We start from the raw sequence: 15,374 nt of genomic DNA, 5'->3' as shown, positions 1-15,374 counted from the left end.
CACACAAGGGCACCGCATCATGTCGCATCCTGTTCCGCTGAAGCTCGGGGTCAATCTCGACCACATCGCCACGATCCGCCAGGCGCGGCACACGCCGTATCCCGACCTGATGCAGGCGGTGCGCCTGGCCGAGGCGAGCGGCGCGGATTCGATTACCCTGCACTTGCGCGAGGATCGTCGGCATATCCAGGACGATGACGTCTTCGGTATCAAGCCCCGGCTCAAGGTCCCGATGAACCTGGAGATGGCGGCAACCGAGGGGATGCAGGCGATTGCCCTCAAGCTGCGCCCGGACGCCTGCTGCATCGTGCCGGAGAAGCGCGAGGAGCTGACCACCGAGGGCGGTCTGGACGCCGCAGGGCAGCTTGACCGGCTGCGCGAGTTCGTCGCGCCGCTGACCGCCGCCGGGATTGAGGTCTCGCTGTTCGTGGAGCCGGATGGGCGCCAGCTGGAGGCCGCGGTGGCCATCGGCGCGCCGGTGGTCGAGCTGCACACCGGTGCCTACGCGAATGCCCATGATGCCGGCGAGCGCGAGCGGCTGCTCGCCAGCCTCAACGAGGCGGCGGCGTCTGGCCAGGGGATGGGCCTGTTGATAAACGCCGGCCATGGCCTGGACTATGACAACGTGCGCCCGATCGCGGCCAACCCGGTCTTTCACGAACTCAATATCGGGCATTCGATCGTCGCCCGGGCCCTGTTCACCGGCCTGCCCGAAGCCGTCAGCCACATGCGCGGCCTCATGGATGCCGCCCGCGCGGGACTGCCGGCCGGGCAGTACCCGGTCTGAGCCAGCCGTGATCCTCGGCATCGGGACCGACCTGGTCCAGGTGGCGCGCATGCAGGGCATGTGGGAGCGCCACGGCGCCCGCCTGGCCGGACGTATCCTGCACCCGCTGGAGCGCGCGGCACTGCCGGCGCAGGATCCGGCCGGTTTTCTCGCCCGCCGCTTCGCTGCCAAGGAGGCCCTGTCCAAGGCACTCGGCTGCGGGGTGGGGGCGGACATGGCCCTGATCGACGCCGGAGTCATCCATGATGCCCGCGGTCGACCCGAGTTCATTTTGGAGGGACGCGCCCGCGCCACGGCCGAGCGCCTGGGGGCCGGTGCCATCCACCTCAGTATCAGCGACGAGCGCGAGTACGCGCAGGCCTTCGTCATCGTGGAGGCGGCCAGCCCTTCCCGGCGCTGAGCCGGTGCTATACCCTCAATTCCGCCCGGGCGCGCTTGCCGGACCGGGGGTGGCTCCCTAGAATGTGGCCCCTTATGCCTGTCGGTGTCGGTAGATGCCGCGTCGGGCGCAGCCCTGAGCGAGTGACGGAGTCCAGTCCATGCCCTGGAACGAACCGGGAAACAACAACCGTGACCCCTGGAGTGGGGGGGGCGGCGGCCAGCGCGGAAGCGGTGGCGGAGGGGGCGGCAATCAGCCCCCGGACCTCGAAGAAATGATGCGCAAGTTGTCGCGGCAGCTGAACGGCATCTTCGGCGGGGGTGGTAGTGGTGGTGGTTCCGGAAGCGGTGGCATGGGGCGAGGCGCCCAGGCGCTGGTGAGCCTCGGCCTGATCATCGCCGTCGTGATCTGGCTGGCATCCGGTTTCCATATCATTTCGGAAGGTGAGCGCGGCGTCGTGCTGCGTTTCGGTGAATTCCAGCAAGTGAACAACCCGGGGCCGGGCTGGCACCTGCCGTACCCGATCGAGCGCGTAGAGATCGAGAATGTCGACAACGTGCGCACCCTCTCCCATCGCGCGCTGATCGTGACCGGCGACGAGAACATTATCGATGTCGACATCGCCGTGCAGTACCGGATCCTCGATCTGGTCGATTATCTCTTCAATGTTCGCGACCCCGACACCACCGTGAATCAGGTCATGGAGTCGGCCATTCGAGAGCGCATCGGCAAGAATAATCTGGATTTCATCCTTGGCGAGGGTCGCGGGGAGATCGCCTCGTCCGCGCGGGTGGTGATGCAGGAGAATTTGGACGCCTACGGGGCCGGCATCATCGTGACCGCCGTGTCGATGGAGCAGGCGCAGCCGCCGGAGCCTGTGCAGGGGGCCTTTGCCGACGCTATTCGTGCCCGCGAGGACGAAGTGCGTTTCCGCAACGAGGCCGAGGCGTACGCCAATGGCGTGATCCCGCGCGCTCGGGGTCAGGCTGCCCGCGTCATCGAGGAGGCCGAGGGCTATCGCGACCAGGTGGTGGCCCGCGCCGAGGGTGATGCCTCGCGCTTTGACCAGTTGCTGGCGGAGTACCAGCAAGTCCCGGACGTAACCCGCGATCGTCTGTATCTGGAGGCGGTCGAGGCCGTGCTTGAGGGTTCGCAAAAGCTGATGCTGGACGTGGGCAGCAGCAACAATCTGATGATGCTGCCGCTGGATCAGTTGTTCGAGGGCACGTCGAGCACCGGAAACAGCTCCAGCGATACGCCGACACCGCGACCGCTGGATACCAGTCGCAGTGTCTTCAGCAACAGTGGCTCGGGTACGAGCGGCGCGCAGGGTGATCGCAACCCGGCCGCCCAGCGTTCGCGGGAGGTGCGCTAATGCTCCGCATAGCCGGTATTGCCGTGATCGTGCTTGGTATCGTGGTCGCGTTGTCGACCTACACGGTCGACGAACGCGATCGCGTGATCAAGTTCGCCCTGGGCGAGATTCGCGAGGTCGACCCGAGCCCGGGGCTGCACTTCAAGTTTCCGCTGATCCAGAACGTCGAGAAGTTCGACGCCCGAATCATGACGCTGAACATCCCGCCGGATCGGTTTCTGACCTCGGAAGCGAAGAACATCATCGTCGATTTCTACGCCAAGTGGCGGATTGACGATGTCGGCCAGTTCTACCGTGCCACTCGCGGGGACGAGCGCCTGGCCGAAGAACGCCTGGCGCAGATCCTGCGCGATGGGATGCGCAACGAGTTCGCGCGTTTCGAACTGCAGGACGTGGTCTCGGGCGAACGCCTGACCATCATGGGTGCTGTGCGCCAGACCGCGCTGGAGACGGCGAAGGAACTGGGGATTGACCTGGTCGATGTGCGCATCCGCCGCATGGACCTGCCGGAGGAGGTGTCCGAGTCCGTGTACGAGCGCATGCGCGCCGAGCGTCAGCGTGTCGCCCAGGACTTCCGTGCCCGCGGTCAGGAAGAGGCGGAGCGTATTCGCTCGCGCGCCGATCGTGAACGCACGGTGATCCTCGCGAATGCCTATCGGGACTCGGAAGAGATCCGTGGTGCGGGTGACGCCATTGCCACCGAGACTCTGGGGCGTTCGTTTGGCGAGGATCAGGAGTTCTTCCGCTTCTATCGCAGCCTGATTGCCTACCGCAACAGCATGAGCGGCGAAAACAGCACCTTCATCCTGGAACCGAACTCGCAGTTCTTCCAGTACTTCAACGCCCCCGGTGGCGAGCGCCCGGCCCCGTTGCCAGCCCGATAACGCGGGGCGTGGACCCGGGCAGCCACCCACGGCTGTCCCGAAGGTCGCCGTCAGCGTCGGGCCCGGACGTTTCCGGGCCCGACTTTTGCCGGACGTTGGTGGATCACAGTACAAGGGCAGGGACGACATGACCGATATCAACCGCTGGTTGTTGCCGGACGGGCTGGAGGAGGCCCTGCCGGACGCTGCGCGCCGCCTGGAGGATCTCCGCCGGCGGGTGCTGGACCAGTTCGATACCTGGGGCTATGACCTGGTCATGCCTCCCCTCGCCGAGTATCTGGAGTCGCTCCTGACGGGCGCCGGCCATGCCCTGGACCTGCAGACCTTCAAGCTGACCGACCAGCTCACCGGGCGCATGATGGGCGTGCGAGCGGACCTGACCCCGCAGGTGGCGCGCATCGATGCGCATCGCCTGCGTGTTCAGGGCCCGAATCGGCTGTGTTACGTAGGTTCGACGCTGCGCACCCGTGCCGACGAGTGGTCGGGCTCGCGCAGCCCGCTGCAGGCCGGGGCGGAGCTGTTTGGCCATGACGGGATCGACAGCGATCTCGAGATCATCCGGCTGATGCTCGCGACCCTGCTGATCTGCGGTGCAGAACGCCCGAGCATGGATCTGGGCCACGTCGGAATCTACCGCGCACTGGCGCGGGACGCCGGTCTTGATGCGGCCCAGGAACAGGACTTCTTCGACCAGTTGCAGCGCAAGAGCGTGCCCGAGATCGAGCAGACCCTAGCCGCCTGGCAGGCCTCCGGCATGGACCCGGCGGCCTGCGCGCGCCTGCGCGCCCTGGTGGATCTGAACGGCGATGCCGGGGTGCTGGACGAGGCCCGCCGAGCCCTGGCGGGTGCGCCGGGCGAGCTGGCGGAGGCCCTGGATCACCTCCAGGCCGTGGTTGCGCGGCTCGAGGCCTGCGAACCGGAGCTGGATCTGCACCTGGATCTGGCCGAACTGCGTGGCTATGCCTATCACACGGGGCTCGTATTCGCGGCCTTTGTGCCGGGCTCGGGCCAGGCCATCGCCCGCGGTGGACGCTATAACGATATCGGCCGCGTCTTCGGTCGGGCGCGGGCGGCCACCGGGTTCAGTACTGACTTGCGTGCCTTCGTGCGGCGCCGGGGCGGCGAGCCGGCGCGCCAGACCGTACGGGCGCCCGCTGCCGGCGACGCCGCGCTGGAGGCGACGATTGCGGATCTGCGTGCGCGCGGCATGCGCGTGGTCCGGGATCTGGACGGCGAGGACAATGAATCATCCGCGGGTGCGCGTCTGGAACAGCACGCCGGGGAATGGACAGTGGTGGAGCATTGATGGCGATGGGACGTTTTGTAGTCGTACTGGGCAGCCAGTGGGGTGACGAGGGCAAGGGCAAGATCGTCGACCGTCTGACCGAGGACGCCGCCGCCGTGGTGCGCTTCCAGGGCGGACACAACGCCGGTCATACCCTGGTGATCGACGGCGTGAAGACCGTGCTCCACCTGATCCCGTCGGGCATCCTGCGCCAGGGCGTGGAGTGCATGATCGGCAATGGCGTCGTGCTCTCGCCCGAGGCCCTGCTTACCGAGATGAAGGAACTGGAGGCGAGGGGCGTGCCCGTCGCCGAGCGCCTGCGCCTGTCGGATGCCTGTCAACTGATCCTGCCCTACCACGTGGCCCTGGACCACGCGCGGGAAAAAGCCCGGGGCAAGGCGGCCATCGGCACTACCGGCCGTGGGATCGGCCCGGCCTACGAGGACAAGGTTGCCCGCCGCGGCCTGCGCCTGGATGACCTCTTCCACCGCGAACGCCTGGCTGCGAAGCTGGGCGAGGTGATGGACTATCACAACTTCGCGCTGAAGCATTACTTCAAGGCCCCGACGATCGATCAGCAGGAGGTGCTGGAGCAGTGCCTGGCGCACGCAGAGCGCCTGCAGCCGATGGTCACCGACGTGGCGGGCCGCCTGCACGAACTGCGCGAGCAGGGCAAGGACGTGATGTTCGAGGGTGCCCAGGGCACGCTCTTGGACATCGATCACGGGACCTACCCGTTCGTGACCTCGTCCAACACCACGGCCGGGGGGGCTTCCACCGGTTCCGGGGTGGGCCCGCGCGACATCGACTATGTGCTGGGCATCACCAAGGCCTATACCACGCGGGTGGGGGCGGGACCGTTCCCGACCGAATTGTTCGACAATATGGGCGAGCACCTGGCGCGCCAGGGCAACGAGTTCGGTTCCACCACCGGCCGTGCGCGCCGCTGTGGCTGGTTCGACGCGGTCGCACTGAAGCGCGCGGTCAAGGTGAACACCATCAGCGGGCTGTGCATGACCAAGCTGGACGTACTGGACGGGCTTGAGAACGTGCAGATCTGCGTCGGGTATAGCTGCGATGGCGAGATGCGCGAGGCGCCGCCGTCCGGGGCCGAGGCCTATGCCGCCTGCACGCCGATCTACGAGGAGATGCCCGGCTGGTCGGAGTCCACGGTCGGGATCCGCGAATACGCCCAGCTGCCGGCCAATGCGCGCGCCTATCTGGAGCGCCTGAGCGAGGTGGTCGGAGTACCGGTGGACATGGTCTCCACCGGCCCGGACCGGGACGAAACCCTGGTCCTGCGGGACCCGTTCGATACCTGATCGCGCCCGTGAACGCCTAGTTCGCACACCGGGCTGGCCCCGGGTGTGCGGCCCGGGCGGGATAATGCCAGGCGGCGGCAGGATGCCCACACAGCAACATCACGCCATCGATATGGATGCCGCGTCGACAAGTTCGATCGGGATTGGGTTGAAGCATAGAAATGGTGCCGAGGAGAGGACTTGAACCTCCACGGGGTTACCCCCACTAGCACCTGAAGCTAGCGCGTCTACCAATTCCGCCACCTCGGCACGAGGGACGACACACAGGGAAAACCGTGTGTCCTGCGCTTCAGGAGCGCGCAATATAGTGCGCGGTCGTGAGGCTGTCAACGCCCCTGGGCGCGAAAATGGCCGCTGGTGGCATGCGCCAGGTGGCACGAGCGGGCCGCCCGCGCAACAAAATTCCGCATGCCTCATAATGGGCGCCTTGGGGAACGCTGATACATGTACACGCTCGCGTTGGCGCCCCCCTGTTTCCGGGGCCAGACGCCGCTGTCGAGGCAGTGGTTCTGCCCGCCCGCTCTTGATTGATGCGGGGTGCGGCGCAGGCTCGGGGAACCAGGGCCACCCGCCCGGCAAGTGACGGCAAGGGGTGGCTCGACCGCCCGTCATGGACGGGAACGGGCCTGCTCGCGGTGTTGCTTTGCGGTGTGGCCTGGCCATACCTCGCGCGGTGCGCCTTGTCGGCGCGCAGCAGTGACCAAGTCGCGAGCGTGTACAAGAATCAGCGTTTCCCTTGCGCGCCCGGCCGGATCCCCGGCGACGGGCTGCCCATTGCAACATCCACAGAGTTCACTGAATGCCAAGACAACGTCGCAAGACCCCCGCCGATCCCAACTTCGAGCGCGAGGCGCAGAAGTACGACAATCCCATCCCCAGCCGCGAGTTCATCCTCGGGCTCCTGCAGGAAGCCGATAATCCGCTGTCCTATGACGAGATCGCGGAGCGGCTGCAGATCGACGATGATGATCGTCTCGAGGCCCTGCGCCGCCGCCTGAAGGCGATGGAGCGCGACGGCCAGGCCCTTTGCAACCGTCGTGGCGCCTACCTGCCCGTCAACCAGGAAGACCTGATCCGTGGCCGCGTGATCGGTCATCCGGATGGCTTTGGCTTTCTGGTGCCGGACGAGCAGGACGATGACCTGTTCCTGTCGCCCAAGCAGATGCGTGGCGTGTTCCATGGCGACCGGGTCCTTGCCCGGGTCATGGGCGTGGACCGCCGCGGCCGGCGTGAAGGCGGGATCGTCGAGGTCCTGGAGCGCAACACCACGCAGGTCGTGGGGCGCCTGAAGATCGAGGACGGCGTCGGCATCCTGACCCCGGACAACAAGCGCATCACCCACGACATCCTCGTGCCGCCGGATGGCCTGGGCGAGGCGGAGGACGACCAGATCGTGGTCGTGCGCATCCGCGAGTCGGCCTCGCGCACCGCGCGTCTGCGCGGCGACGTGCAGGAGGTCCTCGGCGAGCACATGGCTCCGGGCATGGAGATCGACATCGCGATCCGTGCCCATGGTCTGCCCCACGAATGGCCAGACGAGGTCACGGCCGCCGCCGACGAGCTCGGTGCCGAGGTGGCCGAGGCGGACAAGAAGGGCCGCCTCGACCTGCGCGAGAAGCCGTTTGTCACCATCGATGGCGACGACGCCCGCGACTTCGACGATGCCCTGTACTGCGAGCCGGAAGGCAAAGGCTGGCGCCTGTGGGTCGCGATTGCCGACGTGTCGCACTACGTCGCGCGCGATGCCGCGCTGGATCGCGAGGCGCAAACCCGCGGCACTTCGGTGTACTTCCCGAATAACGTCATCCCCATGCTGCCCGAGGCCCTGTCCAACGGCCTGTGTTCGCTGAACCCGAACGTGGACCGCCTGAGCATGATCTGCGAGATGGAGATCGGCGCCCGTGGGGCCCTCAAGAGCTTCCGCTTCCACGAGGGCCTGATTCGCTCGCACGCGCGCCTGATCTACGAGGACGTAGCCGCCATGCTTGAGGGTGATTCGGGCCTGCGCGAGAAGAACGCCCATGTGCTGCCCCACCTCGAGACTCTGCACAAGGTCTTCAAGTCGCTGCACGCGGCGCGTAATCGCCGTGGCGCGATCGACTTCGATACCACCGAGACGAAGATCGTCTTCGGCGAGGACCGCAAGATCGAGAAGATTGTCCCGACCGAGCGCAACGATGCCCATCGCCTGGTCGAAGAATGCATGATCATGGCGAACGTCGCCGCTGCGCGCTTCCTGAAGAAGCACAAGGTGCCGGCGCTGTACCGCATCCATGACCAGCCGCCGTCGGACAAGGTCGAGGAACTGCGCGAATTCCTGAACGGCGCGGGTCTGAGCCTCGGTGGCGGGGCGGAACCCACGCCGGCCGATTACACCGCGGTCCTGAAGGCGGCGCGCCAGCGTTCCGACCAGCAGTTGATCCAGACCGTCCTGCTGCGCTCGCTGAGCCAGGCAGTCTACGCACCGGAGCTGGACGGCCATTTCGGTCTGGCGCTGGACGACTACGCCCATTTCACCTCGCCGATCCGGCGCTATCCGGACCTGCTGGTGCACCGTGGCATCCGCCATGTCCTGCGCAAGGGCAGCGCCAAGGCATTCCCGTACTCGCACGGTGACATGGAACAGCTGGGCGAGCACTGCTCGATGGCCGAACGCCGGGCCGACGACGCGACCCGCGACGCGGTGGCCTGGCTGAAGGCCGAGTACATGCAGGACAAGGTCGGCGAGACGTTCCTTGGCGTGGTCTCCGGGGTCACCGGTTTTGGCCTGTTCGTCGAAATCAAGGATGTCTACATCGAGGGCCTGGTGCATGTGACCAGCCTGGACAACGACTTCTATCACTTTGATCCGGCGCGTCACAGCCTGACCGGCGAGCGCGGAGGCCGGGTGTTCCGCATTGGCGACGAGCTCAAGGTCCAGGTCGCGCGGGTAAGCCTCGATGATCGCAAGATCGACCTGGCCCTGGCCGAGGAGCCGGGCAAGCCGAAGCCCACGGATGCGCCTCCCAAGAAGCGCAGCCGCCGCAGCAAGCGCCGCAAGGAGGCGGACGCCGCCCCGGTGGAGGCCGCTGCCGGGTCGGCAACGCCCGGACCGGAGGCGTCCGCTGGCGACGACGAGGTCCCGGCGCCGAAGAAAAAGCGCCGCCGTCGCGGCGGGCGCCGCCGCGGCGCCGCGTCCGGTGAGTCGAATCCGGCCAGCGAGTCCGGCCCGGACAACGGGCCCGAGCCGGGGAACGAAGCGGGCCCGCCGAGCGAGCCGCACGACGACACCCCGGATACCCCGGAACCCGGCAACGAGGCGGTTCCGCCGCCGCGGCCCGAGGCCGACAAAGATGGCAATACCATCGCCGAGCCCGAGGTACAGCCGGCGGACAAGAAGCCCGCGGGCTCCGGCCGTCGCCGGAGTCGGCGTCGGCGTCCGTCCTCGTCCTGAGGCGACCGGTGCGCCCGCATCCGTCCGCACGGTCATGCGCGGCCCCGGTAGCCCCGGGCGTCGACTCGGGGTTCCTGACCGGTGAGCTCCGGGCGGTCGGAGTCGGGCGATGAGCAAGGGGGGCAAGGGCAGCCGCGCGGAGGCCTTCGGCGGGATCCATGCGGTGGCGGCCGTGCTGGAGCACGCCCCGGAAAGGGTCAAGCGCCTGCAGCTGGCCACCGATCCGGTGGAACCCGCCCTGGAGCGCCTGCTGCAGCGGGCCCGGCACTGCGGCCTGTCGGTCGAACGGGTCGGTCGCGAGCGCCTCGACCAGCAACACCCCGGCTTCCAGAACCAGGGCGTGATCGTACACTGCACACCGCGTCCGGCGGTGGATGAACGGGCCCTGGTCCGGCGTGTTCGCGATGGCCTCGACCTGCTGCTGGTGCTCGACGGCGTGACCGATCCGCACAATCTAGGCGCCTGCCTGCGTACCGCCGATGCGGCCGGAGCCGGTGCGGTCATCATGCCACGCCACCACAGTGCGGCATTGACCCCGGCGGCGATCAAGGTGGCCTCCGGCGCGGCCGAGACCGTTCCGGTGGTGACCGTCGGCAATCTGGCGCGGACGCTGGCATCCCTGAAGGACGCCGGCATGTGGACCGTGGGCCTGGCCGGCGAGGCGGAGGGAAGCCTCTACCAGGTGGACCTGCGCCTGCCGAGCGCGATCGTGATGGGGGCCGAGGGCGAGGGGCTGCGCCGCCTGACCCGGGAGGCCTGCGATCATCTGGTCGCGTTGCCGATGCGGGGAACGGTGGAGAGTCTCAACGTCTCCGTTGCCACGGGCGTCACCCTTTTCGAGGCGGTGCGTCAGCGCCAGGCCGGACCGGTGCCAGGGTTGGCCTGAGGAAAGGCTTCCGCCTTCGGGCCTCCCGGTGTGGCGTCCACGTCCGTTTCCCCGGCTTTGGCTTGTTGTTGCCGCGCGCTTCGGTTATCGTATCGCGCCTTTCTGCCCCGCGGGTGTGCCCGCGGGGTCGAACCCTTGCCTCACCGCGTGGACGGGAGGCTGATACCCGCAAGGAGTTCCCGATGCGTCACTACGAAGTTGTATTCCTGGTCCACCCGGACCAGAGCGAGCAGGTCCCGGCGATGATCGAGCGCTACAAGGGCCTGGTCGAAGGTCATGAAGGCAAGGTCCATCGTCTGGAAGACTGGGGTCGCCGTCAGCTGGCGTACCCGATCCAGAAGCTGGTGAAGGCCCACTACGTGCTCATGAACATCGAGGCCTCGGAAGAGGCGATGGAAGAGCTGGCCAGTGCCTTCCGGTTCAACGATGCCGTGCTGCGCCACCTGGCGATGCGCATGGAAGAGGCCGTGACCGAGACCTCCCCGCTGGCCAAGGGCCAGGAAGAGGAAGGCTCCAAGGGCCGTCGCCGCGAACGCGACGACGAGGGTGGTGAAGCCGCCTCCGACGACTCGGCCGCCGCCGAGTAAGCCCCGCCCGTTCGCTGATCGATTGATTGAAGGAGATCTGACATGGCCCGTTTTCCGCGTCGCCGCAAGTACTGCAAGTTCACCGCCGAAGGCATCGATTACATCGATTACAAGGACCTGAACCTGCTCAAGGGTTTCGTCACCGAAACCGGCAAGATCGTGCCCAGTCGCGTGACCGGCACCAGCGCGAAGTACCAGCGTCAGCTGGCCACCGCCGTGAAGCGCGCGCGGTTCCTCGCCCTGCTGCCGTACAGCGACAACCACTAAGTCACGTACCGGTTCGCCGGGGGCCGTCGCCATGCGCGTACTGGCCGAATTCGCGATGAAGAGCCGGGGCCGTGCCGTGGGCGCGGTCGCCGGCTTTGGCGTGGCGGGACTGTTCCTGCCGCCGGTCGCGCTCCTCAGCAGTGCGCTGATCGCCCTGGTGGGGCTGCGCATCGGTCTCGGGCAGGCGCTACTGGTCATGGTGCTTTCCGCGCTGGTGCTCGGGGTGGCGATGTTTGCCTTGATGCCCGAGGCCCCGCTGTTCGCGGGTGTGATCGCCGGGATCGTGCAGTGGGCGCCGGTGGCGCTGCTCGCCGAATTGCTACGGCGCACCGTCTCGTGGCGCATGACGATGCAGGCCGCCGTGGGGATCGCGGGGATCGGGGTGCTGGCCGTACACATGCTGGTCCCGGATCTCGAGTCCACCTGGGCCGAGGCCGGCATGGCCCTGCTGGGGCCGCTCGTCGAGGGCAGCGAGACCGGCCCGCAGGAACTGGAGGCGGGGCTGCGCCGTGCCGCCCCGTACCTGACCGGGCTGTTCGCCGGGATGCTGCTGCTCAGCCTGACGCTGGCCGTGGTGCTGGGCCGCTACTGGCAGGCGCTGTTGTACAACCCGGGGGCATTCGGCGAGGAGTTCCGGGCGCTGCAGTTCGGACACGCAATGAGCGCGGCCACGCTGCTGCTGGCAGGGATCGGTCATCTGGGGCCGGTGCCGCTGGCCACCGAGCTGGCGTTCATCCTGGCGGTGCTGTTCTTCCTGCAGGGGATCGCGCTCATGCACGCGCTGACCTTCCGCCAGGGGATGAGCAGTTTCTGGCTAGTGGGGATGTATGTGTTGTTGGCCCTGGCGCTGCCACAGCTGTTTCTGCTGCTGGCGACCATCGGGGTCATCGACGCCTGGGCGGATATCCGCTCGCGCCTGGGCCCTGGTTCCGCACCAGGCGGGCAGGACGGTGACAACAATCCGTGAGACCGGTCCACGACCGGTGTAGAATGCGCCCCTTCGGGGGCTGATCAAACGTTACAGGAATACCAAAGATGGAAGTCATTCTGCTGGAAAAGATCGACAACCTGGGCACCCTGGGTGACCGCGTCAACGTGCGTCCGGGCTTTGCGCGCAACTATCTCCTGCCGCAGGGCAAGGCCACGTTCGCCACCGCCGAGAACATCGCCGAGTTCGAGGCGCGCCGGGCCGAACTGGAGAAGGCGGCCGCCGAGGCCCTGGCCGAGGCCGAGGCGCGCAAGGAAAAGCTGGACGGTACCGTGCTCGAGATCACCGCGAAGTCCGGTGGCGAAGGCAAGTTGTTCGGCTCCATTGGCCCGGCCGACGTCGCCGATGCCCTGAGCGCGAAGGGCACCGAAGTCGAGAAGCGCGAAGTGCGCATGCCGGAAGGCCCGCTGCGCACGACCGGCGAATTCGAGATCGGCCTGCACCTGCACTCGGACGTGGACGTCGACATCCGCGTCGTCGTGATCGGCGAAGAGTGATTCACCGGATGTCGGGAGGGTGGCCCCACCGGGTCGCTGATACCCGGCAGATGGGCGGGTTCGCTGCGTGAACTCGCCCATGGCCCCGAATCCGCGGGTCCCCCCGCACTCCGAGGAGGCCGAGCAGGCCGTCCTCGGAGGCCTGATGCTGGACAACGCCGCCTGGGACCGGGTGGCGGACCGCATCACCGCAGAAGACTTCTATCGTCACGACCACCGCCTGATCTTCCGGGCGGTGTCCACGCTTGCCGATCGCAATGCCCCGTTCGACATGGTGACCGTGTCGGAACAGCTCGACCGCACGGCGGAGCTGGAACCGGCCGGTGGCATGGCGTACCTCGGGCGCCTGGCTGCCGAGACGCCCAGTGCCGCGAACATCGTGGCCTATGCCGATATCGTCCGCGAGCGCTCCATCCTGCGTTCGCTGATCTCGGTCGGCACCGAGATCGCCGATTCCGCCTATACCCCCGACGGTCGCGACTCCAAGGAACTGCTGGACGTGGCGGAGCAGAAGGTGTTCCGTATCGCCGAGCAGGGCGCTCGGGGTGCCCAGGGGTTTCGCGGGATGAAACCGCTGCTGACGGCGGCGGTGAACCAGATTGAAGAACTCTACGAGACCAAAAACCCCATCACGGGGATCGCCACGGGCTATGAGGACCTGGACGCCCTCACGTCCGGGCTGAATCCGGGCGATCTGGTGATCGTGGCCGGGCGCCCGTCTATGGGCAAGACCTCGTTCGCGATGAATATCGCCGAGTACGTGGCGATGAAGAACGCCGAACCGGTCGCGATCTTCTCCATGGAGATGCCCGGCGAGCAGCTGGCGATGCGCCTGTTGTCCTCGATGGGGCGGATCAACCAGCAGAAGCTGCGCTCCGGTCGCCTGGAGGATGGCGACTGGCCGCGCCTGACCAGCGCGGTGCAGATGCTCTCAGAGGCGCCGCTGTACATCGACGACACCCCGGCGCTGTCGCCCACCGAGCTGCGCGCCCGCACGCGCCGCCTGATGCGCGAGCACAAGGGGCTCAAGCTGATCGTGGTCGACTACCTGCAGCTGATGCAGTTTCCCGGGGCCGGCGAGAGCCGCGCCCACGAGATCTCCGAGATCTCGCGCGGCCTGAAGGCCCTGGCCAAGGAGCTGAGCGTCCCGATGATCGCGCTGTCGCAGCTCAACCGCTCGCTGGAACAACGGCCAAACAAGCGCCCGGTGATGTCCGACCTGCGCGAGTCCGGGGCCATCGAGCAGGACGCCGATATCATCGCCTTTGTCTATCGCGACGAGGTCTACAACGAGGAATCCCCGGACAAGGGCACGGCGGAGATTATCATCGCCAAGCAGCGTAACGGCCCCATCGGGACCGTGCGCCTGACCTTCCGCGGGCAGTTCACGCGCTTCGAGAACTATGCCCCCGACGTCTACGGCGAGATGGGCCACCAGGCCTGACCAGCGGCGTGAAACGCGCGGCCACCCTCCATCTCCATCCGGAAGCCCTGCGGCACAACCTGTCCGTGGCGCGCCGCCTGGCCCCGGGTGTCCCCACGTGGTCGGTGATCAAGGCCGAGGGCTATGGCCACGGTCTGCTGTGGGCGGCCGGGGTGCTGGGACCGGACAGCGATGGTCTCGCCGTGTCCCAGGTGGGCGAGGCGCGTGCCCTGCGCACTGCCGGCTTCGACGGGCCGCTGCTGGTCCTGCAGGGGCCGCGGGACGTCACCGAGTCTCATGCCTGCACCGAATTCGGCCTGCAGCCCGTTGTGCACGATCCCGCGCAGCTTGACCTCCTCGATGCCGCTGGTGCCACACTCCCCGAGGTCTGGGTCAAACTGAACACCGGCATGAACCGCCTGGGCTTCGATCCGCGGCGAGCGGCCGACGTGGCGGCGCGCCTGCAGACCGCCGGGCACGGGCACGAGGGGCTGCACTGGATGACCCATCTGGCCTGCGCCGACGCGCCCGACCACCCGCAGAATGCCCGGCAGCTGGCCTGCTTTGCCGACACGGTGGCGGCGTTTCCGGGACACCGCAGCGTGGCCAACTCGGCTTCCCTGTTCGCGGGCTGGGGCCGCGGCGGCGATGCGGCCGCACCCGGTGACTATTGGGCGCGCCCCGGCATCATGCTCTACGGCGCGCACCCGGCCTCGGTCCCGGAAGCGTGCCCGCCCGAGGGGCCCGAGGGGGACCTGCGCCCGGCGATGACCGTTCGCGCCCCGATCATCGCGACCCAGTCGCTGGAGCCCGGCGAGTCGGTCGGTTATGGCGCGACCTGGACGGCCAGCGGACCTGGCCGGGCCGGGATCGTCGCGATGGGCTATGCCGACGGTTATCCGCGCCACGCCCCGTCGGGTACCCCGGTCCGCGTGAAGAACCGGATCTGCCCGCTGATCGGGCGTGTCTCCATGGACATGCTGGCGGTGGACCTGAGCGGGGTGCCCGAGGCGCAGGTCGGCGACATGGCGACGCTGTGGGGCGAGGGGTTGCCGGTGGAACGCGTCGCGCGCGCGGCGGGCACGATCAGCTACGAGCTTCTGACCCGCGTGGCGGACCGTCTGCAGCCGGCACGCTGATACACTGTCGCATCCCGCATTCAAGGATGCCGCGATGACCGACTTCGACCCCACTGATTACGACCCGCAGACCGTCGCCATCCGCCATGGCTACCAGCGCACGCCCGAGGGCGAGCACTCCG

14 protein-coding genes and 1 tRNA gene are annotated in these 15,374 nt (G+C 67.6%); 14 read left to right on the top strand and 1 reads right to left on the bottom strand.

Going from position 1 to position 15,374, the window contains the following annotated elements; genetic code table 11:
* Window positions 1–19 precede the first annotated feature (19 nt).
* The 6 genes from ACESLR_RS02460 to ACESLR_RS02435 all read left to right on the top strand — a co-directional run bounded on the left by ACESLR_RS02460 (window position 20) and on the right by ACESLR_RS02435 (window position 6,032).
* Window positions 20–787, top strand: coding sequence for a pyridoxine 5'-phosphate synthase (locus ACESLR_RS02460; protein WP_373024903.1), 768 nt, complete (start codon window positions 20–22; stop codon window positions 785–787).
* 7 nt (window positions 788–794) lie between these two features.
* A complete protein-coding gene (gene acpS / locus ACESLR_RS02455) occupies window positions 795–1,187 on the top strand; it encodes a holo-ACP synthase (protein ID WP_373024904.1) in 393 nt (130 codons plus the stop codon).
* A 139-nt stretch (window positions 1,188–1,326) separates the two neighbouring features.
* Window positions 1,327–2,541 carry an FtsH protease activity modulator HflK gene (hflK, locus tag ACESLR_RS02450; RefSeq protein ID WP_373024905.1) on the top strand — a complete coding sequence of 405 codons (1,215 nt, stop codon included), beginning with the start codon at window positions 1,327–1,329 and terminating at the stop codon, window positions 2,539–2,541.
* Window positions 2,541–3,425, top strand: coding sequence for a protease modulator HflC (gene hflC, locus ACESLR_RS02445; RefSeq protein WP_373024906.1), 885 nt, complete (start codon window positions 2,541–2,543; stop codon window positions 3,423–3,425). The genes hflK and hflC overlap by 1 nt, the downstream gene beginning before the upstream one ends.
* Window positions 3,426–3,552: 127 nt before the next feature.
* Window positions 3,553–4,731 carry an ATP phosphoribosyltransferase regulatory subunit gene (locus ACESLR_RS02440; RefSeq protein WP_373024907.1) on the top strand — a complete coding sequence of 393 codons (1,179 nt, stop codon included), beginning with the start codon at window positions 3,553–3,555 and terminating at the stop codon, window positions 4,729–4,731.
* Window positions 4,731–6,032 (top strand): adenylosuccinate synthase, encoded by a 1,302-nt coding sequence (locus tag ACESLR_RS02435; protein ID WP_373024908.1) that lies wholly within the window; start codon window positions 4,731–4,733, stop codon window positions 6,030–6,032. Before ACESLR_RS02440 ends, ACESLR_RS02435 begins: the two co-directional genes overlap by 1 nt.
* 162 nt (window positions 6,033–6,194) lie before the next feature.
* Here ACESLR_RS02435 and ACESLR_RS02430 read toward each other — a convergent pair.
* A tRNA-Leu gene (locus tag ACESLR_RS02430) sits at window positions 6,195–6,281 on the bottom strand.
* Between the two features lie 550 nt (window positions 6,282–6,831).
* On the opposite strand from ACESLR_RS02430, the gene rnr reads away from it, so the two are divergent.
* The 8 genes from rnr to alr all read left to right on the top strand — a co-directional run bounded on the left by rnr (window position 6,832) and on the right by alr (window position 15,252).
* Window positions 6,832–9,465 (top strand): ribonuclease R, encoded by a 2,634-nt coding sequence (gene rnr, locus ACESLR_RS02425; RefSeq protein ID WP_373024909.1) that lies wholly within the window; start codon window positions 6,832–6,834, stop codon window positions 9,463–9,465.
* Between the two features lie 109 nt (window positions 9,466–9,574).
* A complete protein-coding gene (gene rlmB / locus ACESLR_RS02420; protein ID WP_373024910.1) occupies window positions 9,575–10,351 on the top strand; it encodes a 23S rRNA (guanosine(2251)-2'-O)-methyltransferase RlmB in 777 nt (258 codons plus the stop codon).
* Between the two features lie 182 nt (window positions 10,352–10,533).
* Window positions 10,534–10,938: a 30S ribosomal protein S6 gene (gene rpsF, locus ACESLR_RS02415; protein WP_373024911.1), complete on the top strand. Its 405-nt coding sequence runs from the start codon at window positions 10,534–10,536 to the stop codon at window positions 10,936–10,938.
* Between the two features lie 42 nt (window positions 10,939–10,980).
* The gene (gene rpsR / locus ACESLR_RS02410; protein WP_017940974.1) at window positions 10,981–11,205 is read left to right on the top strand and encodes a 30S ribosomal protein S18; all 225 of its coding nucleotides are present in this window, start codon (window positions 10,981–10,983) and stop codon (window positions 11,203–11,205) included.
* 31 nt (window positions 11,206–11,236) lie between these two features.
* A complete protein-coding gene (locus tag ACESLR_RS02405) occupies window positions 11,237–12,172 on the top strand; it encodes a DUF2232 domain-containing protein (RefSeq protein ID WP_373024912.1) in 936 nt (311 codons plus the stop codon).
* 68 nt (window positions 12,173–12,240) lie between these two features.
* Window positions 12,241–12,690, top strand: coding sequence for a 50S ribosomal protein L9 (gene rplI / locus ACESLR_RS02400; RefSeq protein WP_024327123.1), 450 nt, complete (start codon window positions 12,241–12,243; stop codon window positions 12,688–12,690).
* Between the two features lie 79 nt (window positions 12,691–12,769).
* Window positions 12,770–14,134, top strand: a complete 1,365-nt coding sequence (gene dnaB, locus ACESLR_RS02395; RefSeq protein ID WP_373024913.1) for a replicative DNA helicase — start codon at window positions 12,770–12,772, stop codon at window positions 14,132–14,134.
* 8 nt (window positions 14,135–14,142) lie between these two features.
* Window positions 14,143–15,252: an alanine racemase gene (gene alr / locus ACESLR_RS02390; protein ID WP_373024914.1), complete on the top strand. Its 1,110-nt coding sequence runs from the start codon at window positions 14,143–14,145 to the stop codon at window positions 15,250–15,252.
* Window positions 15,253–15,374: the final 122 nt, after the last annotated feature.

Origin of the sequence: Thioalkalivibrio sp. (assembly GCF_041685615.1) — a bacterium.
Lineage (GTDB): Bacteria > Pseudomonadota > Gammaproteobacteria > Ectothiorhodospirales > Ectothiorhodospiraceae > Thioalkalivibrio.
The sequence above is the reverse complement of the archived record's forward strand: the minus strand, read 5'-3'. Positions and strand labels throughout refer to the sequence as shown.